Source organism: Bifidobacterium sp. A11 (genome assembly GCF_000499185.1).
Taxonomy (GTDB): Bacteria; Actinomycetota; Actinomycetes; order Actinomycetales; family Bifidobacteriaceae; genus Bombiscardovia; species Bombiscardovia mizhiensis.
Genome location: NZ_AWUO01000006.1, coordinates 79,544 through 104,308, shown reverse-complemented (window position 1 = coordinate 104,308; position 24,765 = coordinate 79,544). Strand labels below are relative to the sequence as shown.

Below are 24,765 nucleotides of genomic sequence, written 5' to 3'. Positions count from 1 at the left end.
TTCGCCTGACGATAGATAATGCGGGAACGGGGACCCGCCATGGGGATTGGGCCTTGAACCCCGTGACCATGCCCATCCATGCTTGCTCCTTATATTGTAAACTTCCTTGCCCTGGCAGACCCAGATCTCGCCACAGCAACATCAAAACGGTTCGTTTTCAAGACCGCGCAATAGCATCGTAGACAAGACCACGGGGGCAGTCAGTAAAAAGTTCAGTTTCCTAACAATTACGTGTTAGGCTGTGAACAGATACCAGAAACAGCTGCATCCCCTCGCTGAGCAAAGGAGCGATCGCCATGACCACGACATCGAACCATTCGGGAGACTCATCGTCCGCTATCAACCCCCGATACCTGCTAGGCAACGAGGCCAACCGCATCTTCATGGCCTCGCAGACCTACGGTTTCCTGGACTTTGGACGCGGGTTCCCCACCGAGCAGGGCGGCGCCGGCTGGCTCAATGACGACGGCAGCATCGACCCCGACCAGGGAATCCAGACCTGGATCACCTGCCGGATGACCCACGTCTACGCCATCGGCAGCCTCCTGGGCTACCCGGGAGCGGCGGAACTGGTTCACCGTGGTGTTCAGGCCCTTCAGGGCAACCTGCACGACGACGAACATGGCGGCTGGTACCCCTCGGTCTCCTGGCAGGGCCAGCCCGAGAGCGGCAAGACCTGCTACACCCACGCCTTCGTAGTCCTGGCTGCCTCCTCGGCCATGCTGGCTGGCGACCCCGACGGGCAGGCCTTGCTGGATCAGGCACTGGAGATTTTCAACCGCTACTTCTGGGATGACGAGAAGGGCCTGGCCGTCGACACCTGGGACAGCGGCTTCGCACGCCTGGACCCCTACCGGGGGCTCAACGCCAACATGCACAGCACCGAGGCCTTCCTGGCCGTGGCTGATGCCACCGGCAAAGAGGATTACCGCGAGCGCGCCGGCCGCATCATCGACCAGGTCATCAACTGGGCCGAGAACAACCAGTGGCGCATTCCCGAGCATTTCAACAGCGACTGGCAGGCCGACCTGGACTACAACCAGGACAACAAGGCCGACCAGTTCAAGCCTTACGGTGCCACGCCGGGCCACGGGATCGAATGGGCCAGGCTGATCACCCAGTACGCATTAAGCAGGTTCGATCAGGAGACCGACCGCCGCCGCTACATCGAAGCTGCCGAGCACCTGTTCGCCAGGGCTGTTGAGGATGGCTGGGCCGCCGACGGAGCCGAGGGCCTGGTCTACACCACGGACTGGCAGGGCCGCCCGGTGGTCCACGACCGCATGCACTGGACCCTGGCCGAGGCCCTGAATACCTCGTCCACCCTCTACGCAGCCACCGGCAAGGCCACCTACGCCGACTGGTACGCCACCTTCTGCAGCTACGTAGACCACTATCTGATCGACCACCAGGGCGGATCCTGGTGGCATCAGCTGGATGCCGACAACCACGTGATCGGCACGGTCTGGCCCGGCAAGTCCGACCTCTATCACGCCTTCCAGTCCACCCTGATCCCCTACAACGACCCGGCGGTCTCCATCGCTACGGCCATCAAGCAGGCCTGCGGGCAGGGACGGACGGACCAGGGCCAGGCCCGCTGAAACCTCATGGCAACATCGACCCCGCATCCCAGGGCGGACACAGATAGCGTCCAGGCCGGCCCGATCAGCCTGGGAATTGACATCGGCGGCACCAAGATCGAGGGCGTGGCCATAGATGGTGACGAACACCTGCTGGCCCGCCATCGAACCCCCACGCGCCAGGGCAACCAAGCGGTTCATGACGACACGGTGACACTTGTCCGCCACCTGCTGGATCAGGTGGGCCCAAACCAGGGTCCGGTCACCGTAGGATTAGGCATCCCGGGGCGAGTGGATGCCAATCGGGGGATGGTGGATGACGCGGTCAACCTAGGCATCCGCCACATGGCTCTGGGCCCTGCCGTGGCCAAGACGACCGGTCTGCCCGTCTGCGTCGAGAACGATGTCAACATCGCTGCCCTCGGAGCTGCCTCGCAGACTGGCGACACTCTGATGGCCCCTGGAACCACACCCCACTCCCAGGCTGCCAAGGACCAGGCCCGACACCCCGCATCAGAGCCCGGACGTGACGAACCCAGGGCCCTGCCCGACCAGGACGACCACGTAGTGGCCTTCATCAACCTAGGCACCGGTCTGGCAGCGGGCATCATCCGCGGGGGCAGGATCGAACACGGAGCCAGCGGGGCAATCGGCGAAATCGGCCACATCTCAGTGGATGCCCACCAGTTCCCCTGCAAGTGCGGCCAGCGTGGCTGTCTGGAGACCGTGGCCTCAGGTTCGGCCGTGGAAGCCCTCTGGCCGGGAATCGCCCACCCCCTGCCTGACCTGATTGCCCAGGCAAACCAGGGGAATCAGCGTGCCCAGGAAGTAGAGGACATCATCGGCCATGGCATTGCCCTGGCTGTGCAGATTGTGGCCCTGACCATCGATCCCGCAGTCATCATCCTGGGCGGCGGCATGAGCAGAACCGGTCAGCCCCTGCTGGATCTGGTCACCGAGCATCTGAATAAGAGCGCAGCCTGCAGCCACTTCATCGCCTCGCTGAGTCTGCCCGACCGGCTGCGTCTAGCCCCGGCTGACCTGCCCATTGCAGCCATCGGAGCCGCCCTGGCAGGCCGCATGGCCGTTGATAGTCGCCCATCTGACTTTATTGGAAAGGAAATCGCATCATGACCGAAATCATCATCGTCAAGTCCCAGGAGGAAGCCGGCGAAATCTACGCCCGCTGCACGGCCGACCTGATCCGGCGCAAGCCTGATTGCGTGCTGGGTCTGGCCACGGGGTCCAGCCCCCTGGCGGCATACCAAGCGCTGGCCGATCTGGTCCACAAGGAGGGGATCGACGTATCCCAGGTGCGTGGCTTCGCCCTGGATGAGTACGCGGGGCTGGATCCGGCCCACCCCCAGTCCTACCGGTCCACCATTGACCGGACCGTGGTCGAGCCTCTGGGCCTGGACCCCGCAAAGGTGAGAGTGCCCAATGGGAACCTGGACACCATTAAGGACGCTGGCCGGGTATATGACCAGGCCATCGAGGATGCTGGCGGCGTCGACCTGCAGATCCTGGGCATCGGCACCGACGGACATATCGGCTTCAACGAACCCGGATCCTCCCTGGCCTCGGGCACCCGCATCAAGACCCTGACCGAGCAGACACGCATCGACAACGCCCGCTTCTTCGGCAACGACATAGACCAGGTGCCCACCCACTGCATCACCCAGGGGATCGGGACCATCCTCAAGGCTCGCCAGCTGGTCCTCCTGGCCTTTGGCGCCGGCAAGGCGGAAGCCGTGGCGGAGAGCGTGGAGGGCGGCATATCATCCTTCTGCCCAGCCTCCGCCCTCCAGATGCACCCACACGCCACCGTGATCGTGGACGAGGCCGCCGCCTCCCGCCTGCGCAACCGTGACTACTACAAGTGGGCCTATGCGAACAAGCCTGACTGGCAGTCCATCTAGAAGGCAAACCAAACATGTCCAAGGAAGCATACGAGTCGGCTGGGCTGGCGGTCGAGTCATCACTGAAAGGACCGGCCCATCCCCTTGTCCTGACCGGCGCAAGACTGATAGACGCTCGAGGAATCAGGGAAGATAGCTGGATTTTGGCCCTGGAAGGCAGGATTGAACAGGTCGGACAAGGCAGAGAAAGCCTGGAATCCGCACTGCGAGCTGCCGGCCTGCCCAGCCTGTCCCCCTCTGTCCGAGCTGGATCCGATAACCATGACGTGAATGAGGACGGCGTAGAGTTCATCGATGCGACCGGCTTCATCCTCACCCCTGGATTCATCGACATCCACTCCCACGGCGGCTGGGTTCACTCCTTCGATGACGGTGACGAGGCCATTCGCACAGCCAGGGCCTGCCATATGGTCCATGGAACCACCAGGCAGGTGCTCAGCCTGATCACCAATCCGGTCGACACGATGTGTACCAATCTGCGCTCGGTCAGGCGGGTCATGGACTCCAGACCCGACGTGCTGGGCGCCCACTTGGAGGGGCCCTTCATCGCCCTCTCCCGTAAGGGGGCGCACGATCCCAAGTGCCTGCGCGACCCTGAACCCGCTGTTCTTGACGGTCTCCTGGAGGCTGCCGACGGTTGCATACGTCAGGTGACGCTGGCCCCCGAGCGCGACCATGGCTTCGAGGCCATATCCCGCCTGGCCGGGTCCGGTGTGGTGCCCGCGGTCGGCCATTGCGATGCCGACTATGACCAGACCCGCCGCGCCTTCGACGCCGGCGCCCGCATACTCACTCATGTCTTCAACGCCATGAACGGCATCCGCCACCGTCAGCCAGGACCCATTCCGGCCGCCGTGGAGGACCCTCGGGTCACGGCCGAGCTGATCAACGACGGTTTCCATGTGCAGGACCCCTGCGTCGATATGGCCTTCAGGCTCTTCCCCCATCGGATAGCCCTGGTCACCGATGCCATGGAGGCTACCGGCTGCGAGGACGGTGCCTACAAGCTGGGTTCCCTGGATGTAACCGTGAAGGGCGGCCACGCCCGCCTGACCTCCAACGGAGCCATCGCTGGTTCAACCCTGACCCTGGATGTGGCAGTCGGCCGAGCCGTCCAGGCCATCGGCCTCCCAGCCCCCCAGGCCGTTGAAGCCGCCACTCTGACACCTGCCCGGGCCCTGGGACTTGACCGTCCCAACCCGATCACCGATGCTCCGCTGGGTCTTCTGGCACCTGGCTATGCTGCCGACCTTCTCCTCCTGAACCCGACCGACTGGTCCGTCAAAACCGTGGCCTGCAACGGGCGCAGAATTCAGATCTAAAGCACGGATAGCCAAGGAGCAGCGGGGAGGAACCACCGCTATGGGCAGGCGGACGCCTCAGACCGCTGTTCTCTCAGTACCCTACCTGGGCTCCACGTCCGGAATTCACCTGGGTTTGCCCCATCTCCTGGCTCATCTGCATCAGGCGGGCTATGCGCTCATCGGTGGGCGGATGGGTGGAGAAGAGCCTGCTGAATCCTCGAACAGAGAAGGGATTCTCGATCATCATGGCGGCTGCACTCTGGGTGCCGGCGGTCTGCGGCATAGGCGTGGCCTGAGACCCGTAGGAAATTTTGTTCAGCGCCGATGCCAGAGCCGCCGGGTCCCCAGTCAGCCGACTGCCGTCCTCGTCGGCGTCATACTCTCGGGTGCGTGAAATGGCCATCTGGATCAGGGAGGCGCCCAGGGGGGCCAGAATCGAGCTGATCAGCACGCCCAGGAGGCCGAAGACGCCGGAATCATTATCCCTGTCCCGGCTGTCGCCGCCGAAATACATGAGGGAGTAACCCAGGTAGGTGATGACTGTGGCCATGGCCGAAGCCACCGCAGAGGTCAGAATGTCATGGTTGTAGACATGCATGAGCTCGTGGCCCAGCACTCCGCGGATCTCACGCTCGTTGAGGATGCGCAGAATCCCCTGGGTGCAGCAGACGGCAGCATGGCGCTCGTTACGGCCTGTGGCGAAAGCATTGGGCGAGTCGGTGGGGGCGATGTAGATGCGGGGCATGGGCTTGCCGGCCCTCCCCGACAGCTCTCGGACAATCCGATAAAGGTCGGGAGCCTCCTGCTCGCTGACCGGCCGGGCATGCATGGAGGCGATCGCCACCTTGTCGGAGAACCAGTAGGACCCGAAAGTGGTGGCCAGGCCTATGAGGATATAGATGCCCAACGTCCCCTGGCGACCGCCAGTCAGCCACCAGATGAGCATAATAACGGCCCACATAAGGGCGAACAAAAGCGTCGTTTTAAGGCCGTTGAAATGTCCGTGAACCTTCAGCTTGCCATTCATGGGTTCCATGGTAGACAATGCCGCTGAATTTTTGCTGAACGACCGCTGAAAAGATGAAACTGCCGATGTCCCCTCTTCATCTCAGAACAATACGATTGGATCTCCGCTCTTCTTGTCACGAGACTTAGGAACATACCGGGCCTTCCTCAACCTCCCGTTGACATCGAAGAACTGACGCAGGCTCATGGTCTCCACCCCAAAATGGTCTGCGATGTTAGGGATCTTGGGCTCTTTCTTCATGTGCTGCCCCTGTTGCAGCGGGACCCGGGCCTCATCCGTCACGATGACTGCTCCCTCGACCTTGGCCACGGCGATCAGCCAGGGATCCGCCTTGCTCTCTGGCTCCCAACATTGGCGTGACTCTTCTGCGTAATGCCCGCAGGTGACCAGATAATCCTGGATTTGCGCATAGACCTGCGCATACCTGTCATCCTTATGACTTATTTGGCGGCCTTTGAACACTGCACGCACCCAAAGATCCAGCATATCGGGATCAGCGGCTTGCTCGTTGACCAGCTCTTCGTAGACAACATCCACCATGGCAATCGCCTTGTCCTCAGCCAGCTTTTCCATCCATCGCCAGAAGGGGTGAAACTCCTTGTAGTCGAAAGGATGGTTGAGCCGGTAGGAGGCGATGAAGATGTTGGAATCAGGCAGGTAGAGGGTAGCGGTCATATCAGCTTCTTTTCGCGAATCAATCCCTGATAAGACTGCGGGGAGCGCACCCCCACCAGGTCGAAGCCCTCAGTCGGAGCCAGTCTGCCCCCGTCCATGGCGGCATTGACCAGGCGGACGAAACCGGTATCGACCCTGGAGGCATTGGTCCTGTTGCCATTACCATGGGACTCCCGCTCCTGACGATGAGCAGTCTTGTCCTGAAGATGCCGATCCATTCGCGCCCGCAGCTCCTCAAGCGTATCCTCGCCAGTCAAGCCAAACTGATGGGCTTGTATCCCCATGGCCAAGGCACTCAGATGGAAGTCGTCAGCTATGGACTTCGCGGCATCCGCCGGCTCTTTGCCCCCGTCCAGCTTCTCCTGCCAGAGCCGCCGGAAGCGCTCATCGTCAATCACGGCCTTTACCACTGCGCGGTTTATCGCGCGCTCCGTGGCCTTGCGGTCCCCTTGGCCGCCAATGCCGTCGAAGAGCTCCTGGGTGCCCAGCAGCACGTGCCCCACCTCGTGAATCAAGGTGAAGATCATGCCGTCAAAGGAATCGTTTCTGTTGATGAACACCAGCGGGGCCATGTCGTCGATCAGCACGAATCCCCGGAACTCCTGAAGATCCAGCTTTCGAGAACTCACGGAGCCCACCTGGGAGTTGAGCATGATCATGATGCCCGCATTAGAGGCACGTTCCTTGAGCTGACGGAAACGGTCGCTGGAATTGCCGCCCTCCCAGGCAGAGCGCCCATCCAACCCAAGGGTGGAGCGAAGCGCGTCAGCCAGGGCATCGTCATGCTCGGCATCTCGTACCGAGCCGACTAGCGGGTTGGCATCCAAACCAGACTCAAGCAATTCATCCCTGGCCCACTCCTGCCTGAACCGCATCTGATCGATGGTGTCCTGCAGGTTTTTGCTGGGCTGCACAGACGTGTTGCCTACGGTCCGGTAACGAACCAGAGGCTCAGAACGACGCTGGGGCACAACCGACCGGACCAGGGCACCAAAGGGCACATGCAGGGCCCTGCTGAGCTGCTCTACCTTGTTGAAGGATACGGACACGGGTTCCTTGGATTCCAGCCAATCCGGCAACTGGCCAAGCCCTCGGCGCTGAGACAGGGCCACTGGATCGGCATCACCCTCCTCAACGGCCCACTGGAGAGTGGCCGGATAGAGAGTCAGGTTAGCCATGTCACGCTCCTTCGATTCCGTGATGGGCTCTAATGACAATGATAGCTACGCGAGGCCCATCCGTCTGCAGTAAGCACCCAGTACTGAATGCTAAGAAAATAGGACCCGGGTGAGGATTCGTGAACCTCATCCAGGTCCTGTCACTGTCAACACAGGCCTAAGAGCGATCGCCTACTCGCCGTGAGCAAGCTGGCGGAGCCGCTCGGGGTCGATGACCTTGATATGCTCGCGGCCGACCTTAGCCCCTTCGGCCCGCTCATAGGCATCCACCCGCTTCCAGCCGGCAAAGTCGATGGGCCTGATGCCCTTGTCAGCCAGAAAGCGATCAATCGAATCGTCGTCCCGGTCCTGGGCGAAGCGACCGCGAGACGGGCTGGCGGCCAGGTCATCCAGCATGTTACCGATGGTCTCCAGGGCATCGGACTTGGTGGACCCGATCAGGCCCACGGGCCCCCTCTTGGCCCAGCCCGTGGCGTAGAGACGGTCGATGGGTCGGCCGTCCTGCCCCTCGGGAGCAGTAGTCACGCGACCGTGAACGTTGGAAAGGGTATAGCCAGAGAAGTCGTAAGGAATGCCGGGAACCTCGGCTGGCTTGTAGCCGATGGCGTGATAGACGGCCTGGACGGGATACTCTTCGTACCGGCTGGTCTCCTCCATAGTGCCCTCGGGCGTGACCTTGGTCTTCTCCACGCGAATGCCGGTCACCTTGCCGTCCTGGCCGATGATTGCGGCAGGCATCCGGTAGAAGTGCATATAGAAACGGCGATCGGCGGGATTGCCCTCGAAGTCGACACCGCCGTCCTCAGCCATGTCCTCGGCCATCTCCCTGATGGTGAAGAGCTCCTCCAACATCTGCCGGGTCAGCTTGTCAGCACCGGCCCGATCGATGGTCTCCTGATCCAGGTCGAAGTCCTCCTCGTCGATGACGATTTGCACTCCGGGCAGCTTCTCCAGCTCACGCAGCTCCTGGACCGAGAACTTGGCCTGGGCCGGACCGCGACGGATGAACATGTGCAGCTCGCGTGCCTTGTTACCCTGGACCCCCTGGTAAACATTGTCGGGAATGTCCGTACCCAGCAGGTCGTCGGCCCGGCGCATCAGGATCCTGGAGACATCCATGGCCACGTTCCCGCCTCCGATGACGGCCACCTGCTTGGCGTCCAGGGGCCAGTTCTGGTCAGCGTCGGGATAGCCGTCATACCATTCGACAAAGTGGGCGGCCCCGTGAACGCCATCAAGCTCGTGCCCGGCAATCTCCAGGGGGCGGTCGTCCACCGCACCGGTGGCGAAGAGGACCACATCGTAGCGTTGAAGCAGATCATCCAGGTTGACGTCCTTGCCGAACTCCACATCCGCATAGAGATGGATCTCGGGGTTATCCAGGGTCTTCTCCAAAGCACCGGCGATGTACTTGATGCTGGGATGGTCCGGGGCCACGCCGTAGCGGACCAGGCCGAAGGGAACGGGCAGTTTCTCGAACAGATCGATGCGGGCCCGATCGCCCAGACCCAGGTCGGCACCCTTCTCCCGAAGCTGCCGCAGCAGAATGTCAGAGGCATAGACCCCTGCAGGTCCCGCGCCTATGACGGCCACGCGCAGGGGTGAGCCGGCTTCCTCGCCGCGGGCCGGTGCGGGCATGGTGGAATCGTTGACAGTAATATCGCTCATGCTTGTCAGCCTAACGCAAAGCGTCGGTCGGGAACAGAGCTAGTCGGGCTCCATCCCCGGGACTTTCACCAAGCGTCGCGAAATGGCCTCAGTCCCGGTCTATCAGCGCAGTCAGGGCCCAGAGGATGGAGACCACGTCGATGGCCTCCTGGGTAAAGGCGCCGACAACCACCGGGATCAGGTCGAAGGCGGCGCAGAGCATGCCCACCGTGGCCAGGGTCAGTCCCAACATGACCGCCTGGAGCATGACCCGCTTGGTCCTGCGGGCGATGGTGATCGACCTGGGCAGGCAGGCGATGTCGTCATTCATGATTACGGCCTGAGCGGACTCAGAGGCAGCCGTGGTAGTGCCGTCAGTGATGGCCATACCCACGTCGGCGGCAGCCAGGACCGGAGCATCGTTGACCCCGTCCCCCACCATCACGGTGATGGATTTGGTCACTGACTCCCCCAGGAATTTGGACAGCCAGATGTCCCAGAGGGGCTGTCGGTTGGGCTCCTCCCTGGAGGCCTTGGCGATCAAATCGGCCTTGTCCTCAGGGAATAGTCCGGCATGCACGTCGGTGATGCCCACCTGGTCGGCGATGATCCGGGCCGAGGCCTCCTTGTCACCGGTAACCATGGAGAGACGGGTGATCCCCAGCTCCCGAAGCTGGGCGATGGTCTGGGCGGCATCCGACCTGGGCACATCCTTCATGACGATTCTGGCAGCCAGGACCCCATCGATAGAAATGTAGGAGGCCATCTCGTCAGGCGCCAGGGGGCCAAAGGAATCACTTGAATTCCCGTCGGCCACGAACTGGGCCCTGCCCACCTTGACCTGATGGCCGTCGACCATACCCTGGACCCCGTTGCCGGAGTCCTCCTGAACCTCCTGCGCATGCAGATGGATCTCATCATTGCTCTGCGCCCGCAACCGCTCCTGGGCGGCAGCCCCAGCCTCAGCGATCCCGTTGGCCAGGATGTGGACCGAGTAGGCCTCCACAGCGCCCGCCATAGCCAGAATCCGGTCTGTATCCACCTCTTGCTCGCTATCGTCAGGCAGGTCGATCTTGGCCACTTGGGGACGTTTGACGGTCAGCGTGCCGGTTTTATCGAAGAAGATGTGCGAGACCCGGCCCAGATTCTCGATCACGTCCTGGGTTTTGATCAGCAGACCCGCCTTGGCCAGCCTCCCGGTCCCGGCCATGTAGGCCACAGGAGCGGCGATCAGCAAAGGGCAGGGGGTGGCCAGGACCAGAACCTGGGCGAACCGGGTCGGCACGCCGGAGATGATCCAGGCTACGCAGGCGATGATGAAAGCCACCACGGTGAAGGGAACCGCCATCAGGTCGGCTGTTCTGACGACTGCAGCCCGGGAGTTCTGGGCGGAGCGCACCAGGTTGAGGATGCGCTGATACTGGGAGTCACGGGCCAGCTGGCGGGCCCGCATCAGGAAGGTGCCCGAGCCATTGACCGCCCCGGACATGACCTGGGCATCCTGGTAGAGCCTGCGGGGCATGGGCTCACCGTTGATGGTGGACATATCCAGGGTGGCGGTGCGGCTGATCAGCTCGCCGTCAACGGGCACGGTCTCACCGGGCTTGACCACCAGGAGGTCTCCCAGTCGGACCTGATCGACCGCCACCGTGCTCCAGTCGCTCTCCTTGGGAAGGCCATGCTTTCCCTCCGGCAGGTCTACCTGGACTACATGGGCCACCTGAGGAGCGGCCTGAACCAGTACCGTCAGGTTGTTCTGTGCCCTGTTCCCTGCATACTGCTCGATGGCATCGCCGGAGTAGAGCATAAGGACCACGGCCCAGCTGGCCCAATACTGCTTGACAGCCAGGGTGGAGAGAATGGCGACCACAGCCAGGATATCCACGCCCACGTGGCCATGTCGCACGTCATCGATCATCCCCTTGAGGGTGTCCACCAGCGATACGGCCACCAGGACGGCGACCAGCCATTGGACAGCCTGGCGATAGGGGTGCCAGAGCAGGCCCATGACCAGTCCGCAGACCAGAACCACCCAAAGCATGGGGACCTTCTTGGCGAAACCCAGGATTTTTGACATGACCACTTCCCCGCTCCGGACTTGTCTACCTGACAGCCGCAGCCGGATCACGGCTCTCTTCTGCACCTGACATATCAAGCCTATACCGCGCCGGGGCCAGCGATGGACGGCGGATATGGCAAGGGGCCGCGCCCGTCATCTGACGGATGCGGCCCCCAGGGTTCAGTCCCGGATCACTGCCCGAAGAAGAAGCGGAAGGGATCCATGGAGTCGTCGTCGCCCGAACCGCCCTGGTCGGAGTCGCCGTCCTGGCCACTGCCGTCCGAGTTCCTCCTGTTGGTTCTGGGCTTGCCCTGAACGGTCTGTTCCTCGCGGTCCAGAGTGGCGTTCACTTCGGAGGTCTTGCCGTCCCTGACCACGGTAATCTTGACCGAGTCACCGAAGGCGGCAGCCCGGACAAAGCCCAGCAGGGAGAAGTTGTTGTTGACCGCATGGCCGTTAAAGGCCACGATGGTGTCGCCAGTCTTGATACCCGCCTTGTCGGCCGGGGAGCCGGAGACCACCTTGGTGACCTTGGCCCCGCCTCGGGTGACCCCATCGGCCTGGGCCGTACTGCTCTGGATGGTCACGCCCAGGGAGACGTGTTTGGCCTTGCCGTCCTTGATGATCTCATCGGCGATCCGCTTGACCAGGTTGGACGGGATGGCGAACCCGATGCCGATGGATCCCGCCTCGGACTTGGAGGAGGCCATGGAGGCGATGGAGGAGTTGATCCCGATGACCTCGCCGGCCGCGTTGAAGGTGGGGCCGCCCGAGTTGCCGGGGTTGATGGCCGCATCCAGCTGGACAGCGTTGGTGACGATCGGGTTGTTGTTGCTCTCGTCCATGACCGAGACCGGGCGGTTCAGCGCCGAGACGATGCCGGTGGTGGCCGTGTTCTCGTAACCCAGTGGGTTGCCGATGGCCATGACATTCTCGCCCACAGCCAGCTTTTCGGAGTCGGCGAACTTCACAGGCTTCAGGTCGGAAGGCGCCTGATCCAGGCTGAGGATGGCCAGATCGGCTGTGGTGTCGGTACCGACCACCTTGGCCGTGTACATCTGCCCGTTGGAGAGGGTGACATGGATCTCCTGGGCGCCATCGACCACGTGGTTGTTGGTGACCACATGGCCCTGGGTGTCGAAGACCGCACCCGATCCGGCCCCCACGCCGCTCTTGGTCTGCACCTGAATAGAGACCACGGACTCAGAGACCTGCTTGCTGATGGCCTGCCAGTCGGGAGCCTGCCCGCCCTGGACCTTGGCCGTGCCCTGGCCCGAGGAATTGGAGGAGACCCCGTTCAGCGAGGAGGACGAGGGCAGGGTGATCCATCCGTTGGACAGTGCCGCCCAGCCCAAGCCCAGCATGAGGGCTGCGGCCACCAGGGCGGCCACCACGGCGGTAAAGACGTACTTGCCCGTGCCGCTCATATTGCTGCCGGCGTTGCTGGCTGGACCAGGTCGACCGTTGGTGGGGCCGCCGGATCCGAAAGGCGGGAAGGGACCCTGGCCGGAGGGCTGGCCGGCATTCTGACGGGGCTGGCCGCTCTGGCCGAACTGGCCTGGCTGTCCGTACTGTCCGAAGAAGCCCTGCTGAGGACTGGAGCCATACCCCTGGCTGGGCTGCTGCTGACCCTGGTCGTTGGCAGGCGGGCGCGAGCCTGCGGGTGCGTAGGCGCCATACTCGGGCGCAGGCCGGTAGTAAGACTGCTGCTGCGTCTGCGCATCCTGCCCTGTGGCCGAGTCGCTGGAAGCGGAGGTTGAAGCCCCGGTGCCACTGCCGTCATTCGACGCGGTTGCCGCAGTCGTGGACCGTGCATCGCCACCAGGCATGGCAATAGGGGTCGTGGGCCTCTGATCCCAGGCCTGAGTCTGCTGGTCCCCTGCTTCTGGCCCGGGAACCTGAGCAGAGTCGGTCTGATCCGCGGAGGATCCCGTCTCCTGCTCTTGATTGGCGGCCCCGCGCTCGATGTGGCTTGGCTGCCAGGACTGATCGTCATCGCCGCCCCTCCAAGGGTCGGCCTTGTGCTCTTCAGCCATTTCTGCTCCTTCGGATCGATGCCGCTGCCTGCTATTCGGTCACGCTTGTCAATCTACCCCGTCGCCCGCGCTTTTTGCTGTTTCCGGCTGACAGGCGAAGCGGGTCCTCGCATGCATTGCTTCCAAGTCTAGGGCCGAAATGCTGAATGTTGTCTGGACATTGCATGAAAGTCATATCGACTGTACACAGGGCAGCTGCGGGACGGTTGGATGTCTTGGATACAGTGGAGCCATGAGCCTGATCACCAACCCGCTGGGAGCCACGCCGGGCCGACCCGGCGACCGCGCCGCATTCTCATTCGAGACCCTGAACCGTCTGCCTGACAGCCCCGAAGGCCTGGGACGCAATGGCCGCCGCTACGGCCGCACCGGCATCATCCACACTCCCCACGGAGACATCCACACCCCCGCATTCATCCCCGTGGCCACCCAGGCGGCCATGAAGGCTGTCCTGCCCGAGCAGATGCGGCAGCTGGGCGCCCAGGTCCTGCTGGCCAACGCCTTCCACCTGTTCGAACGCCCCGGCCCCGACATTCTGGACCAAGCAGGCGGCCTGGCCCGGTTCATGAACTGGGACGGCCCCACCTACACCGACTCGGGCGGCTTCCAGGTGCTCTCGCTGGGGGCGGGATTCAAGAAGACCCTGGCCATGGACGTGACCGGCATGAAGTCGGACCAGGTGATCGCCGAAGGCAAGGAGCGCCTGGCCTTCGTGGATGAGGACGGGGTCACCTTCAAGTCCCCGCTCAACGGCGACCGGCACCGCTTCTCGGCCGAAATCTCCATGGGCATCCAGCATCGCATCGGAGCCGACATCATGTTCTCCTTTGACGAGCTGACCACCCTGATGAACACCCGCACCTACCAGGAACAGTCAGTGGAGCGCACCTTCCGTTGGGCCAAACGCTGCGTGGACGAGCACCACAGGCTGACCCAAGCGCGGACCGGCAAGCCCTACCAGGCCCTGTTCGGCGTGGTGCAGGGGGCCAATTATGAGGATCTGCGCCGACGCGCCGCCCGCCAGATCGCCTCCCTGGACTTCGACGGCGTAGGAATCGGGGGCGCCATAGAGAAACGGCTGCTGGGGCAGACCTGCGCCTGGATCTGCGACGAAATGCCCGAATCCCGGCCCAGGCACGTCCTGGGCATCGCCGCTGTGGACGACATCTTTGCAGGCGTGGAGAACGGCGGGGACACCTTCGACTGCGTATCCCCGGCCCGCTGTGGACGCAACGGGGCCGTCTTCACCCGTGACGGCCGCTGGAACATCAAGCGTGCCCAGTTCAAGACCGATTTCAAACCCATCGAAGAGGACTGCGACTGCTACACCTGCACCCACTACTCCCGGGCCTACATCGACCATCTGCTGCGCGCCCATGAGCTCAACGGCTACACGCTGGCCACCATCCACAACGAGCGCTTCTTCGTAAGGCTGCTGGACGAGATCCGCCAGTCCATCGATGGCGGCTACTTCGACGACTACAAGAATGAGACGCTGGCCAGGTTCTACGCCCACGGATCCAAGGGCTGAGCCAACACGCCATTATTGCGCCGCGCAGACAACCGTGCTAACCTTTCCAGTTGTCTGCGAACGTGGCGGAATGGTAGACGCGCTGTCTTCAGGTGGCAGTGAGCTGATGCTCGTGAGGGTTCAACTCCCTCCGTTCGCACGAAGCAATGGAAATGTCTTTGGCTGGCTGATGTCGGTCGAAGACATTTTTTATTGGTCCGATGGCAGCCGAGGCCGTTCAGCCTATTCGATATTCCAGGCACGCCCACCAGAATCCCCAGTCCGATTGGACCTGCCTGACAAGGGCTGCTAGGAGCGAACCAGCCGGGCGATGGCCTCGGAGGCCTCCTGCATCTTCTCGTCGGCCTCTTCACCCCCCTTTTCGGCGGCTTCGCGGACGCAGTGGTTCATGTGGTCGTCCAGCAGGGTCAGGGCCACCGACTTCAGGGCGCTGGTCGAGGCGGCGATCTGGGTGAGGATATCGATGCAGTAAGTGTCCGACTCAACCATCTGCTCGATGGCCCTGACCTGGCCCTCGACACGCCGCAGTCTGGTGATGGTCCGCTTTTTATCGTTGGCATATCCGGGCACGATTCACTCCATTCGCATTCATCCCATGGCCTTCATGACGCAGCCAAGACTGACTCGAATTCATGAAACCCATCTCGAAATTCACTATCAGTATACCCCTGGGGGGTATAGTGAGCCACATGAGCAGCATCCTGGTCCTTATCGCAGCCCTGGCCATAACGGCGGGCATCATCTGGTACTTCTTCGCGCCCAGAAAGGCCACCCAGGCCAAGGATGAGGGCGGCGTCCAGACAGTCCACATCACAGTCAAGGGCGGATACAGCCCCCAGCTGATCCAAGTTCAGGCCGGGCGGCCGGTCAAGCTGGTCTTCGACCGCCAGGAGAGCGGAGAGTGCTCCTCGCACGTGGTCTTCAACGATTTCAACATCGACAAGACCCTGCCCGCCTTCCAGACCTCGACCGTCCTGCTGACCCCGCCCAAGGCCGGCGACTATCCCTTCGCCTGCGGGATGAACATGCTCCACGGGATGCTCCGGGCCACCGATGGACCGACAACCGGCAGCGCCGAGGCACAATCCAAACAAGCACAGGGCAGCCAGTCACAAGGCGAGCGCCCACAAGCCGAACCCACCGAATCCGCCAAGCCCGCCCAGACCAAAGGCGGCAGCGACCAGGACGAGGCGGATCAGGAGCGCACGGCAGAAATCCGTGACCTGACCAGGCGGTTCATCGTAGCCCTGGTCTTCACACTCCCGGTCTTCATCCCGGCCATGTTCGGCATGTTCCTGCCCATGCCCCACATGCTGATGAACCCCTGGGTCCAGCTGGTCCTGATCCTGCCGGTGATGTTCTACTCCGGCTGGCCCATCCACCGCACCGGATGGCTGGCCCTGGCGCACCGGGCCCCGGAGATGAACTCCCTGGTCGCCCTAGGCACTGCCACGGCCTTCCTCTACTCACTGGTGGTCACCGTGGCCCCGCAGCTCCTGCCTGAGGGAAGCCGCGAACCCTACTACGAGGCTGTGGGGACCATCATCACCCTGATGATCCTCGGCCAGATCCTGGAGGCAAGGGCCCGGCGCGGCACTGGCGATGCCATCCGCGCCCTTGTCGGATTGAGACCCAAGACCGCCACCGTGGTGAGGACCGACCAGGACGGCAGGGAGACCACCCAGGAGATCGCCGTCGACGATGTGGCCGTCGGAGACGTGATTCAGGTCCATCCGGGCGAGAAGCTGCCAGTGGACGGCCAGGTCATTTCCGGATCATCCTCAGTGGACGAATCCATGGTGACCGGCGAACCCATGCCCGTCCTCAAGCAGGAGGGCGATTCCCTGGTCGGAGCCACCGTCAACGGCACAGGCTCCCTGCGCTACAAGGCCACCCAGGTAGGGCAGGACACCGTTCTGGCGCAGATCATTCGGCTGGTCAAGACGGCTCAGACCTCAAAGGCACCCATCCAGAAGCTGGCCGACCGGATATCGTCAATCTTCATCCCCGGGGTCATCCTGGTAGCGCTCTGGACCTTCGTGGCCTGGTGGGCGTTCGGCCCCATGCCCCGCGGAGTATACGGAATCGTGGCGGCGGTATCCGTCCTGGTCATCGCCTGCCCCTGCGCCTTGGGCCTGGCCACCCCCCTGTCCGTGACGATCGGCACTGGACGCGGCGCCCGTGCCGGCGTGCTCTACCGGTCAGCGGAGGCCCTGCAGGGAGCGCATGACGTCGATACCATCGTCCTTGACAAGACTGGCACCATCACCCAGGGCCGACCCGAACTGGCTGATGCCCTGAGCGTGCAGGGCCTGGATGAGGACCTGCTGATCAGGGCAGCCGCGAGTGCCGAGAGCAATTCCGAGCACCCCTTGGCCCAGGCCATCGTCCAGGCCGCCAAGGACCGCAATCTGGAGCTGGTCCCGATCAAGGACTTCGACTCGGTCACCGGCGCCGGCATCGATGCAACCTTACCCTCCGGCTCCTTCAAGAGCATGACAGAAAACAGCCGGAATGAAGAGAATACCCTCCATGTCCTTGTCGGCAACCGCAGGCTGCTCGAGGGCAAGGGAATCGATCTAAGGAACGAAAAGGCGGACCAGGCAGGCGCACAATCCCTCTTGGACACCGCCCGCAGCTGGGAGGATCAGGGCCGCACAACCATCTTCGTGGCCATCGACGGCAGGCTTGCCGGGGTCCTGGCCGTGACCGACCAGGTCAAGGCCGGCTCCAAGCAGGCCATCCATGACATGAACGAGCGCGGGATCCAGACCATCATGCTGACCGGCGACAACCAAGGCACCGCCGAGCAGGTCGGGGGCCAGGTGGGAGTCACCCGGGTGGTGGCGCAGATCCATCCCGAGGACAAGGCGAGCATCGTCAAGGCCCTCCAGGCCCAGGGGCACAAGGTGGCCATGATCGGCGACGGCATCAACGACGCCCCGGCCCTGGCCCAGGCCGACCTGGGCATGGCCATCGGCACCGGAACGGACGTGGCCATCGAGTCCGCCGACGTGACCCTGGTCTCGGGCGACCTGAACGCGGCGGTCAAGGCCATCGACCTTTCGGCGGCGACCATGCGCAACATCCATCAGAACCTCTGGTTCGCCTTCGGGTACAACGGCCTGGGCATACCCATCGCCGCCGGCGTGCTCTACCCCTTCATCGGCCTCCTGCTCAACCCCATGATCGCCGGAGCAGCCATGGCCTTCTCCTCCCTGTCAGTGGTGCTCAACGCCAACCGGCTGCGGCATACGCCCCTGAAGGCCAGGCCGGTCAAGGAGGCCAAGCCAATCGACATGGATGCCCTGACCAGGGACCTCAGTATTTCCACCCACCAAGAACACAACCAAGAGAAAGGAAACGAGATGGGACTCTTCCATCATCACGACGACATGCAGCAGGATCAGGCAGCGACGGACAAGGTCACCGACCCGGTCTGCGGCATGACCATCGACCCCAACACAGCCGCAGCCAAGCGCGACTACCAGGGCAAGACCTACTACTTCTGCTCGCAGAACTGCGTCGATACCTTCGATGCCGATCCTCAGAAGGTGCTCAACAAGTAGGATCGCGTGTTCGGCGTCTGATCAGCGGTCGTCAGCGAGCTGCCAGGGCTGGTCGAAGAAGTCGAAGATGCGCTCCAAGTAGGGCCCCAGGACCTTGTCGGGCATCTGGTAGAGCTCGTGCATGCTACCCGGGATGCGCTCCAGCGTGGCCTGGCAGCCGCCCTGCTGGACCTGGTCGACAAAACGGTTCTGGGGCATCGGCAGCACAAAGCGGTCGGGCTGCGCCTGGAAAAGCAGCAGAGGGGTCTCCACCCGGCTGCATCGGTCGGGCCGCAGTATGGCCCGGCTCATCTCCAGGCTCTCCCTGACCCAGCCGAAGGTGGCGGCGCTGGTCTGGTAATGCACCTCCTTGGCCCGTAACTTATGGGTCCAGGACACCCGAGCCTGGCTGCCATTGGGGTACTTGCCCATGTCCAGTTCGGGACGGAAGGAGCCGAACCCCGGAGCCATGCTGCGCGAGCGGCCCATCATGCAGGCGGCGTTTGTCGCCGTCCATGCCACCGAAGGCATGAACCCGGTCCGCGGCGCAATCATGGGCGATGACAGGACCGCCTTGTCAATAAGTGAAGGAAAAGTTTCCAGCATCCTTGCAGCCACACCGCCGCCCATGGAGTGGGCATAGAGCACCATGGGCTTGTCCTGGGCGTACTGCTGGCCCACCTGGGAGCAGAAAGCGGCCAAATCCGCCACATACCGCTGCCAATGATCCACCCATACCAGACTGGGATCGTTTACTCCTCGGCCGGAGAAACCGTGTCCCCAGTGCTCGGGAATGCAGACAGAGTACCCCTGCATCAGGAAGTACCAGGCCATCTCCTGATACTTGTCGGCGAATTCCGAAAAACCGAAGGAGATGATTACGGCCCCGCGCACGCGAGCCGACCCTGACTCCACCGCGCCCTGGCGGAAAAGCGCCCTGTCATAGCAGACGTAATGCAGAAGCCGGGAGGGGTTGACGCCGCCGAGATGGGCCTTGTCCAGCAAGGTTCCCCCGTCCTCGCCGCCGTCATGCGAGATCATCCATCCGTCACTGCGACAGGAGGCCAGATCAGGAAGGACGCGATCCTTCATGATCTGGTCGTAGCGGCGCTCCTCAACCAGTTGGACGCTCATGCTCTCACCCTATACCACCTTCTGTTGGACTCGGCCCTACATGAGCCGGGTGCTCTCCAGGTTTCTGACGATCCAATCATTGAAGCGGATGACGGGCTTGCGCAGAACCAGCCCCAGCAGCAGCGAGGGCACCAGGAAGAGGGCCAGGGTGGCCATCTCCCGCCAGAACTCCATGCCATAGGCTCCGGCAACGGCCGACTGCATGGCCCCGATGGCGTGGACGAAGGGCAGGAAGGGATAGACCCCTTGGAAGAAGCCGGGCAGGGTCTCCATGGGGAAGGTGCCGCCCGAGCCAGCCACCTGCATGACCAGGAGGATGACAGCGATGGCCTTGCCGATGTCCCCGAAAGAGACGACCAGGGTATAGATCAGATTCATGAAGACGAAGGAGGCGAAGACCGCCACCAGCACGAACATCAGCGGATGCACGCACTGGACCTTCAGGTAGAAGAGGTCACCCAGGGCGATCAGGCAGCCCTGGAGGATGGCCATCAGCGCGAAGACCGCGAATCTGCCGAAGTACTCCTGGTAGAGCTGAAGGCCGAAGCGGCGGGCGTTGCCTGGCGACTCCGGGCGGAAGACTCCCCAGGAGCGGCTGCCCTCGGAATCCTCATCCAGGTCATCGGCCCTCTTCCAGGCATCCTGCAGGGAGTCCAGGTGCAGGACGAAGGCCTTCTTCTTGTCGGACAGGGCCACCTTCATCATGGCTGCCAGAATGGTGGCGCCCACCCAGATGGAAAGAATGGTGTAGAAGGGGGTCATGGCCGACCCGTAGTTCATGACCGGGAAGACCGCATGCCGATGGATGCCTACCGGCGAGGACAGAAGCGCGGCCAGGGTTTCGGAATCCCCGCTCAGCAGGGTTTTGACCTCCTGCGCATCCTTGCCCTGCGAAGCCTGGGTCAGGTGTCCCCCCAGGTCGGTCAGCCGCTTGGAGGCCTGGTCCAGGCGCTGGGAGATCTCACCCAGCTGGTCCTTGGCCTGGCTGATGTCCTTGGTCATAGGGCCCGTCAGCCCAGAGGCGCCTTTGACGGTTCCGTCCAAGCCCGTCAGCAGCCGGTCGGTCGAAGTGACCACAGTGTCCATGGAGGAAGCCAGGTCATCCAGGCGGGGCTTCAAATCATCGCGGTACTGGGCGCGGACCTGATCCACCGAGGCACGGGCCTGGGCGATCCTGTTCTTCAGATCCTGCCGCTGACCGCCCAGCTTGTCCTTGCCCTCCTTGGCTGTCCGGGAGGCCTGGGCGATCCGGTCGGCCAGGTCGCGCTGAGCCGCCTGAGCCGCGCGCATTCCGGCCTGGGCCTGATCAATGGCGGTCAGCAGGGCCTGGCGCTGGTCTGCTGTCAGATTGGAGTCGGATTCCACCGTGGCACGCAGATCCTCCAGGCTGGCGATCATACGGTCATAGTCGGCCGCCGAGTCTCTGATCCGTTCGCTTAGATCGTTCAGCTGGCTGCTGACGGCATCGCTCTGCTGGCCTACCTTGTCAAAGGCATCGTCGATCTTGGAGCCGATGGTGTCATAGGCGCCCGATGCCTGGTCAAGGGCAGCGTCGACCGCCTGGGCCGACCCGGAGAGGGACCTGCCCAGATCCTTGGATCCCTTGGTCCCTTGGTTCAGGGCCTTTCTGGCATCGGCCATGGCGGAGTCGGATCGGCCCAGGATCCTGCCGGTAGAGTCGATCATCTGGCCGGAGGAGTCCAGAAGGCCCGCATAGGCATTCACCTGGCTGGAGGCGGTGGTCAGCCGCTGTGACATCTGATCGATGTGGCCGGTCGTCCTGGTCAGATAATCCTGGACTTCGGGGCTCTGCGAGTAGGTGAAAACCTGGCTGGCCAGGTCGATCCCCACCTGCCCCACGGTCTTGACGAAGGTCTTGTCGATGGTGGTGGCCACGGTGTCGGCCCCCTGCTCGGTGACATGGGGGGCGATGGCGTTCTTCTTCTCGTTCAGATAGTACTCAAGGTTGGCGTGCTTCACATCCTTTGAGAAGAGGGTCATCATGTCCGCGCTGAAATCCTTGGGAATGACGATGGCGGCGTAGTACTCGCCTGAGCGCACCCCCTCCAGGGCCTGGTCGCGGTTGACGAACCTCCAGTCCAGCTGGTCGTTGGCCCGCAGGGTGCTGGTGACCGTCTCCCCCACGTTGATCTTGACCGGAATCAGGTCGGACTTGTACCCCTTGTCGGTGTTGGCCACGGCCACCTTGATGGCCTTGGTGTTCTTATAGGGGTCCCAGCTGGCGGCAATGTTGAACCAGGCGTAGAGGGCCGGGACGATGATCAGGCCCATCAGGACGATGATGGCGATGACGTTGCTGGTGGCGTCGGCCAGGTCCTTGCGCAGGATCCTCCAGATATTCCTCATCAGCGGCCACCGTCCTCGTGAGCGTCTTCCTCATCGCGGTTCAGGACTGATTCGCGCACGGCCGTGGTCAATCTGGTCATGGCCGAAGGCCCCTGCCGACGCGGGCGGATCAGGGTGTGGAAATCCATGCCGGGGCGCTCGGTCAGGCCCAGCTGCTGCACATAGCTGTCGCAGATGTACTCGACGATGATCAGGTAGGCGTCGATCAGGACGATGGAGGCGATGCAGGCGATCAGCATGACGATCTTGGCCTCGGTGCTGAACAGCAGGATAAGGAAGAGGACCGGCAGCAGCACCAGGGCCAGACCAGCCCGGATCAGCGTTGGATAGAGGGCCAGGAAGCGATGCGCCCGCCGCCTGATGACGGCACGGTAGTCGCCCTCGCCCAGGATGGAGCGGGCCAGGCTGCCCAGGCTCAGACGACGGTCGGCCGAATGGTTCTGTTCGGTCAGCATCAGGTCGGTGGCGCCGAGCCGCCGGTCGAAGAGGGCATTCAGGTTGAGCAGGTACCGCCGCACCACCAGTCCGATCAACAGGGCCGCCGGCAGGTACCAGAAGATGTGGAGCATGTCCTGCCAGTAATGGTTGCCGTACATGCCGCCGATGGTCTCGCGCATGGCGTTGATCCCGTAGGTGAAGGGCAGCCAGGGGTTCAGATTGCGGAAGAAGTCGGGCATCATCTCAATGGGATACATGCCCGAGGAGCCCGGTATCTGCAGAATGACCAGGACCACGGCCAGGGCCTTACCGATGTGCCTGAAGGAGGCGGCCAGGGCATAGATGATGTTGATGTAGACGAAGGAGGCAAAAACCCCGGCCAGGACGAACAGGACCGGCTGATGACACTGGATGCCCAGCATCAGGTCGCCCACTGTAGCGATCAAAGCCTGGAAGAGGCCGACGAAGACCAGCAGAAGCCAGCGGCCCAGGTAGGCCTGGGTGGCGGTGCACTTGCGGATGCCTTCCTTGTCGACCTCCAGCTTGTAGATGGCTATCAGGATGAACCCGCCCACCCAGAGGGCCAGATTGGTGTAGAAGGGCGCCACGGATGACCCGTAGTTGCTGACTGGGTAGACCGTGTGCGAGGCCAGCTCCACCGGCGAGGCCATGGCCTTTCCGAAGGATTCCGGGCTCAATCCCAGGGTCTGAGACATCCGGTTCCAGGCGGCCGAAGACCCCAGGGCTGCCACATCGGTGCGAACCCCCTCCAGGTCGGATCTGACCGAGGCCAGGGAGGCCCTGGTGGTGGACAGGGTCGACTGGGCCTGACCAATGGTGGAATCCAGCTGGCCCAGCAGGGCATCGGTCTGGGCGGCCGTGGTGGCCAGGCTGCTCAGGGCGCCCTGAAGCGAGCCGTTGGAGGCATTGAGGTTGTCCAATCCGGTAAGAAGGCTGGGCATGGTGGTCCCCGTCAGGCTTTGGCTGGCCGCAGTCAGGGCCTTGATGCCTGTGTCGCCGGTGTCGGTCATGGCCGAGCTCAGGTCCGATGCGGCCTGCTTGCCCGAGTTCAGGGCCGTCGAGGAGTTCTTCTTGAAGGCATCCAGGGAGGCCTTCTGCTGTTGGTTGGTCTTTTTCAGATCGTCGATCTGCCGCTGGATGCTCTCGTAGGCTGGATCCCCGGGATGCAGCCCGGACTGGTCCAGACCTGTCTGGAGCCGGTCCACGGCCTTCCCGTTGGCGTCGACCAGCTGACCCAGGCTGGAATTGACCCGGTCCACCTTGTCCTGGGTGGCATTCAGGTCGGCGGTGATCCCACCTGACACCGTATTCACATCAGTGACCGCGCTGGACAGCCGAACTGACCCGTCCGCCAGGGCCTGATTCAGTGCAGATGAAAAACGAAGACTGTCGTCGCGGGTCCTGGTCATGTGGTCCTGGGCCTTGTTCAGGGTGACCTGAGTGGCCGATATCTGACCCTGTAGATCCTTGATGTCGCTTCTGGAGCCGGCCACGGTCTGCCTGGCCTGGCCCATGGTGGAACCAATCCGGTCAAGCTGGCCATCCGTCCGATCCAGCTGGTCGATGATGTCCCCCAGGTCGCCCACCACCTGGCTACGGCTTTGCTCAGCCGCGCCCTGGGCGTCGCCGGCAGTCTGCAGGACCTTCCCGGCCAGGGCATCGCTGACGGTCGAGACGAAAACCGTGTTGATCTCCTGGTCGATGGTGGAGGCGCCGGTGTCGGTCACCTTGGGGGCGATGGCGTTCTTCTTCTCGTTGACGTAATAGTTCAGCGCGGGCCTGCTCCCGGTCCCCTCGACGATGCCGACCAGATCGGCGCTGAACCGTTCCGGGATGATGATGGCCGCGTAGCACTTGCCTGAGTGGACCTCGTCGATGGCTCTCTGGTCGTCGTCCATGAACTTCCAACCCAGGCTGTTGTTGCCGCGCAGCTCCTGGATGACCGATCTGCCGGCATTGATCCTGCCGGTTTGCGCGGATTGGGCCCCTCGATCCATGCTGACGACGGCCACGGGCAGGTTCTTGACGTTGCTGTAGGGGTCCCAGAGGGCCATGATGTTGAACCAGGCATAGAGGGAGGGCAGCACGGCCACGCCGATGGTCACGACCAGGGCCACGGGGTTGCGCAGTATCCGCCAGAGATCTCGCCTGAAGATGGCCAACACGGTCTTCACCGCCAGGCACCTCCTTCTTGTCTGTCCGGGGTATCACGGCACTGGCCTACTCCACTCGGATCGGCTGCATCCTCCCGGGACCTACGTCCGGCCCGAGTATAGCCACCCTTCCTTACTGGCCCAGGCC

Annotated in this window: 16 protein-coding genes and 1 tRNA gene; 7 read left to right on the top strand and 10 right to left on the bottom strand. The window is 62.9% G+C overall.

What is annotated here, in order from left to right:
• The first annotated feature begins 296 nt into the window (after window positions 1-296).
• The 4 genes from P273_RS0106010 to nagA are packed head-to-tail and all read left to right on the top strand — an operon-like array spanning window position 297 to window position 4,821.
• Window positions 297-1,601 (top strand): AGE family epimerase/isomerase, encoded by a 1,305-nt coding sequence (locus P273_RS0106010; RefSeq protein ID WP_024627565.1) that lies wholly within the window; start codon window positions 297-299, stop codon window positions 1,599-1,601.
• Window positions 1,602-1,607: 6 nt separating this feature from the next.
• Window positions 1,608-2,714: an ROK family protein gene (locus tag P273_RS0106005; protein WP_024627564.1), complete on the top strand. Its 1,107-nt coding sequence runs from the start codon at window positions 1,608-1,610 to the stop codon at window positions 2,712-2,714.
• Window positions 2,711-3,499: a glucosamine-6-phosphate deaminase gene (gene nagB, locus P273_RS0106000; RefSeq protein WP_024627563.1), complete on the top strand. Its 789-nt coding sequence runs from the start codon at window positions 2,711-2,713 to the stop codon at window positions 3,497-3,499. The genes P273_RS0106005 and nagB overlap by 4 nt, the downstream gene beginning before the upstream one ends.
• A 14-nt stretch (window positions 3,500-3,513) precedes the next feature.
• Window positions 3,514-4,821, top strand: a complete 1,308-nt coding sequence (nagA, locus tag P273_RS0105995) for an N-acetylglucosamine-6-phosphate deacetylase (RefSeq protein WP_024627562.1) — start codon at window positions 3,514-3,516, stop codon at window positions 4,819-4,821.
• A gap of 73 nt (window positions 4,822-4,894) precedes the next feature.
• Here nagA and htpX read toward each other — a convergent pair whose 3' ends face one another.
• The 6 genes from htpX to P273_RS0105965 all read right to left on the bottom strand — a co-directional run bounded on the left by htpX (window position 4,895) and on the right by P273_RS0105965 (window position 13,425).
• Window positions 4,895-5,830 carry a zinc metalloprotease HtpX gene (gene htpX, locus P273_RS0105990; RefSeq protein WP_024627561.1) on the bottom strand — a complete coding sequence of 312 codons (936 nt, stop codon included), beginning with the start codon at window positions 5,828-5,830 and terminating at the stop codon, window positions 4,895-4,897.
• Window positions 5,831-5,911: 81 nt separating this feature from the next.
• Window positions 5,912-6,505 carry a DUF4411 family protein gene (locus P273_RS09560; RefSeq protein ID WP_024627560.1) on the bottom strand — a complete coding sequence of 198 codons (594 nt, stop codon included), beginning with the start codon at window positions 6,503-6,505 and terminating at the stop codon, window positions 5,912-5,914.
• On the bottom strand, window positions 6,502-7,683 hold the full coding sequence (locus tag P273_RS0105980) for an ImmA/IrrE family metallo-endopeptidase (protein WP_024627559.1): 1,182 nt from the start codon (window positions 7,681-7,683) through the stop codon (window positions 6,502-6,504). Before P273_RS0105980 ends, P273_RS09560 begins: the two co-directional genes overlap by 4 nt.
• Before the next feature lie 171 nt (window positions 7,684-7,854).
• A complete protein-coding gene (locus tag P273_RS0105975) occupies window positions 7,855-9,321 on the bottom strand; it encodes an FAD-dependent oxidoreductase (RefSeq protein ID WP_029676225.1) in 1,467 nt (488 codons plus the stop codon).
• A gap of 118 nt (window positions 9,322-9,439) precedes the next feature.
• Window positions 9,440-11,407 carry a heavy metal translocating P-type ATPase gene (locus P273_RS0105970; protein WP_024627557.1) on the bottom strand — a complete coding sequence of 656 codons (1,968 nt, stop codon included), beginning with the start codon at window positions 11,405-11,407 and terminating at the stop codon, window positions 9,440-9,442.
• Between the two features lie 173 nt (window positions 11,408-11,580).
• On the bottom strand, window positions 11,581-13,425 hold the full coding sequence (locus P273_RS0105965) for a trypsin-like peptidase domain-containing protein (protein ID WP_024627556.1): 1,845 nt from the start codon (window positions 13,423-13,425) through the stop codon (window positions 11,581-11,583).
• A gap of 232 nt (window positions 13,426-13,657) precedes the next feature.
• On the opposite strand from P273_RS0105965, the gene tgt reads away from it, so the two are divergent.
• Window positions 13,658-14,956 carry a tRNA guanosine(34) transglycosylase Tgt gene (tgt, locus tag P273_RS0105960; RefSeq protein ID WP_024627555.1) on the top strand — a complete coding sequence of 433 codons (1,299 nt, stop codon included), beginning with the start codon at window positions 13,658-13,660 and terminating at the stop codon, window positions 14,954-14,956.
• Window positions 14,957-15,012: 56 nt separating this feature from the next.
• Window positions 15,013-15,095 (top strand) — tRNA-Leu (locus tag P273_RS0105955).
• A 149-nt stretch (window positions 15,096-15,244) separates the two neighbouring features.
• On the opposite strand, the gene P273_RS0105950 is transcribed toward P273_RS0105955, so the two are convergent.
• A complete protein-coding gene (locus P273_RS0105950) occupies window positions 15,245-15,526 on the bottom strand; it encodes a metal-sensitive transcriptional regulator (RefSeq protein WP_024627554.1) in 282 nt (93 codons plus the stop codon).
• A gap of 119 nt (window positions 15,527-15,645) precedes the next feature.
• Between P273_RS0105950 and P273_RS0105945 the strand changes: the two genes are divergently transcribed.
• Window positions 15,646-18,525, top strand: a complete 2,880-nt coding sequence (locus P273_RS0105945; RefSeq protein WP_024627553.1) for a heavy metal translocating P-type ATPase — start codon at window positions 15,646-15,648, stop codon at window positions 18,523-18,525.
• Window positions 18,526-18,546: 21 nt separating this feature from the next.
• Here the strand turns inward: P273_RS0105945 and P273_RS0105940 are convergent, their stop codons facing one another.
• The 3 genes from P273_RS0105940 to P273_RS0105930 are packed head-to-tail and all read right to left on the bottom strand — an operon-like array spanning window position 18,547 to window position 24,638.
• Window positions 18,547-19,638 carry an alpha/beta fold hydrolase gene (locus P273_RS0105940; RefSeq protein WP_024627552.1) on the bottom strand — a complete coding sequence of 364 codons (1,092 nt, stop codon included), beginning with the start codon at window positions 19,636-19,638 and terminating at the stop codon, window positions 18,547-18,549.
• A gap of 36 nt (window positions 19,639-19,674) precedes the next feature.
• Window positions 19,675-22,005 carry a YhgE/Pip domain-containing protein gene (locus P273_RS0105935; protein WP_024627551.1) on the bottom strand — a complete coding sequence of 777 codons (2,331 nt, stop codon included), beginning with the start codon at window positions 22,003-22,005 and terminating at the stop codon, window positions 19,675-19,677.
• Complete coding sequence (locus P273_RS0105930; protein ID WP_024627550.1) at window positions 22,005-24,638, bottom strand: YhgE/Pip domain-containing protein; 2,634 nt, start codon at window positions 24,636-24,638, stop codon at window positions 22,005-22,007. The genes P273_RS0105935 and P273_RS0105930 overlap by 1 nt, the downstream gene beginning before the upstream one ends.
• Window positions 24,639-24,765: the final 127 nt, after the last annotated feature.

Bases quoted from the DNA above. Each gene is read 5' to 3' on its own strand.
- P273_RS0105945 (WP_024627553.1), top strand. From the start codon at position 15,646: ATGAGCAGCATCCTGGTCCTTATCGCAGCCCTGGCCATAACGGCGGGC.
- nagA (WP_024627562.1), top strand. From the start codon at position 3,514: ATGTCCAAGGAAGCATACGAGTCGGCTGGGCTGGCGGTCGAGTCATCA.
- P273_RS0106005 (WP_024627564.1), top strand. From the start codon at position 1,608: ATGGCAACATCGACCCCGCATCCCAGGGCGGACACAGATAGCGTCCAG.
- nagB (WP_024627563.1), top strand. From the start codon at position 2,711: ATGACCGAAATCATCATCGTCAAGTCCCAGGAGGAAGCCGGCGAAATC.
- P273_RS0105935 (WP_024627551.1), bottom strand. From the start codon at position 22,005: ATGAGGAATATCTGGAGGATCCTGCGCAAGGACCTGGCCGACGCCACC.
- P273_RS0105970 (WP_024627557.1), bottom strand. From the start codon at position 11,407: ATGTCAAAAATCCTGGGTTTCGCCAAGAAGGTCCCCATGCTTTGGGTG.
- P273_RS0106010 (WP_024627565.1), top strand. From the start codon at position 297: ATGACCACGACATCGAACCATTCGGGAGACTCATCGTCCGCTATCAAC.
- htpX (WP_024627561.1), bottom strand. From the start codon at position 5,830: ATGAATGGCAAGCTGAAGGTTCACGGACATTTCAACGGCCTTAAAACG.
- P273_RS0105975 (WP_029676225.1), bottom strand. From the start codon at position 9,321: ATGCCCGCACCGGCCCGCGGCGAGGAAGCCGGCTCACCCCTGCGCGTG.
- P273_RS0105940 (WP_024627552.1), bottom strand. From the start codon at position 19,638: ATGAGCGTCCAACTGGTTGAGGAGCGCCGCTACGACCAGATCATGAAG.
- P273_RS0105965 (WP_024627556.1), bottom strand. From the start codon at position 13,425: ATGGCTGAAGAGCACAAGGCCGACCCTTGGAGGGGCGGCGATGACGAT.
- tgt (WP_024627555.1), top strand. From the start codon at position 13,658: ATGAGCCTGATCACCAACCCGCTGGGAGCCACGCCGGGCCGACCCGGC.
- P273_RS09560 (WP_024627560.1), bottom strand. From the start codon at position 6,505: ATGACCGCTACCCTCTACCTGCCTGATTCCAACATCTTCATCGCCTCC.
- P273_RS0105980 (WP_024627559.1), bottom strand. From the start codon at position 7,683: ATGGCTAACCTGACTCTCTATCCGGCCACTCTCCAGTGGGCCGTTGAG.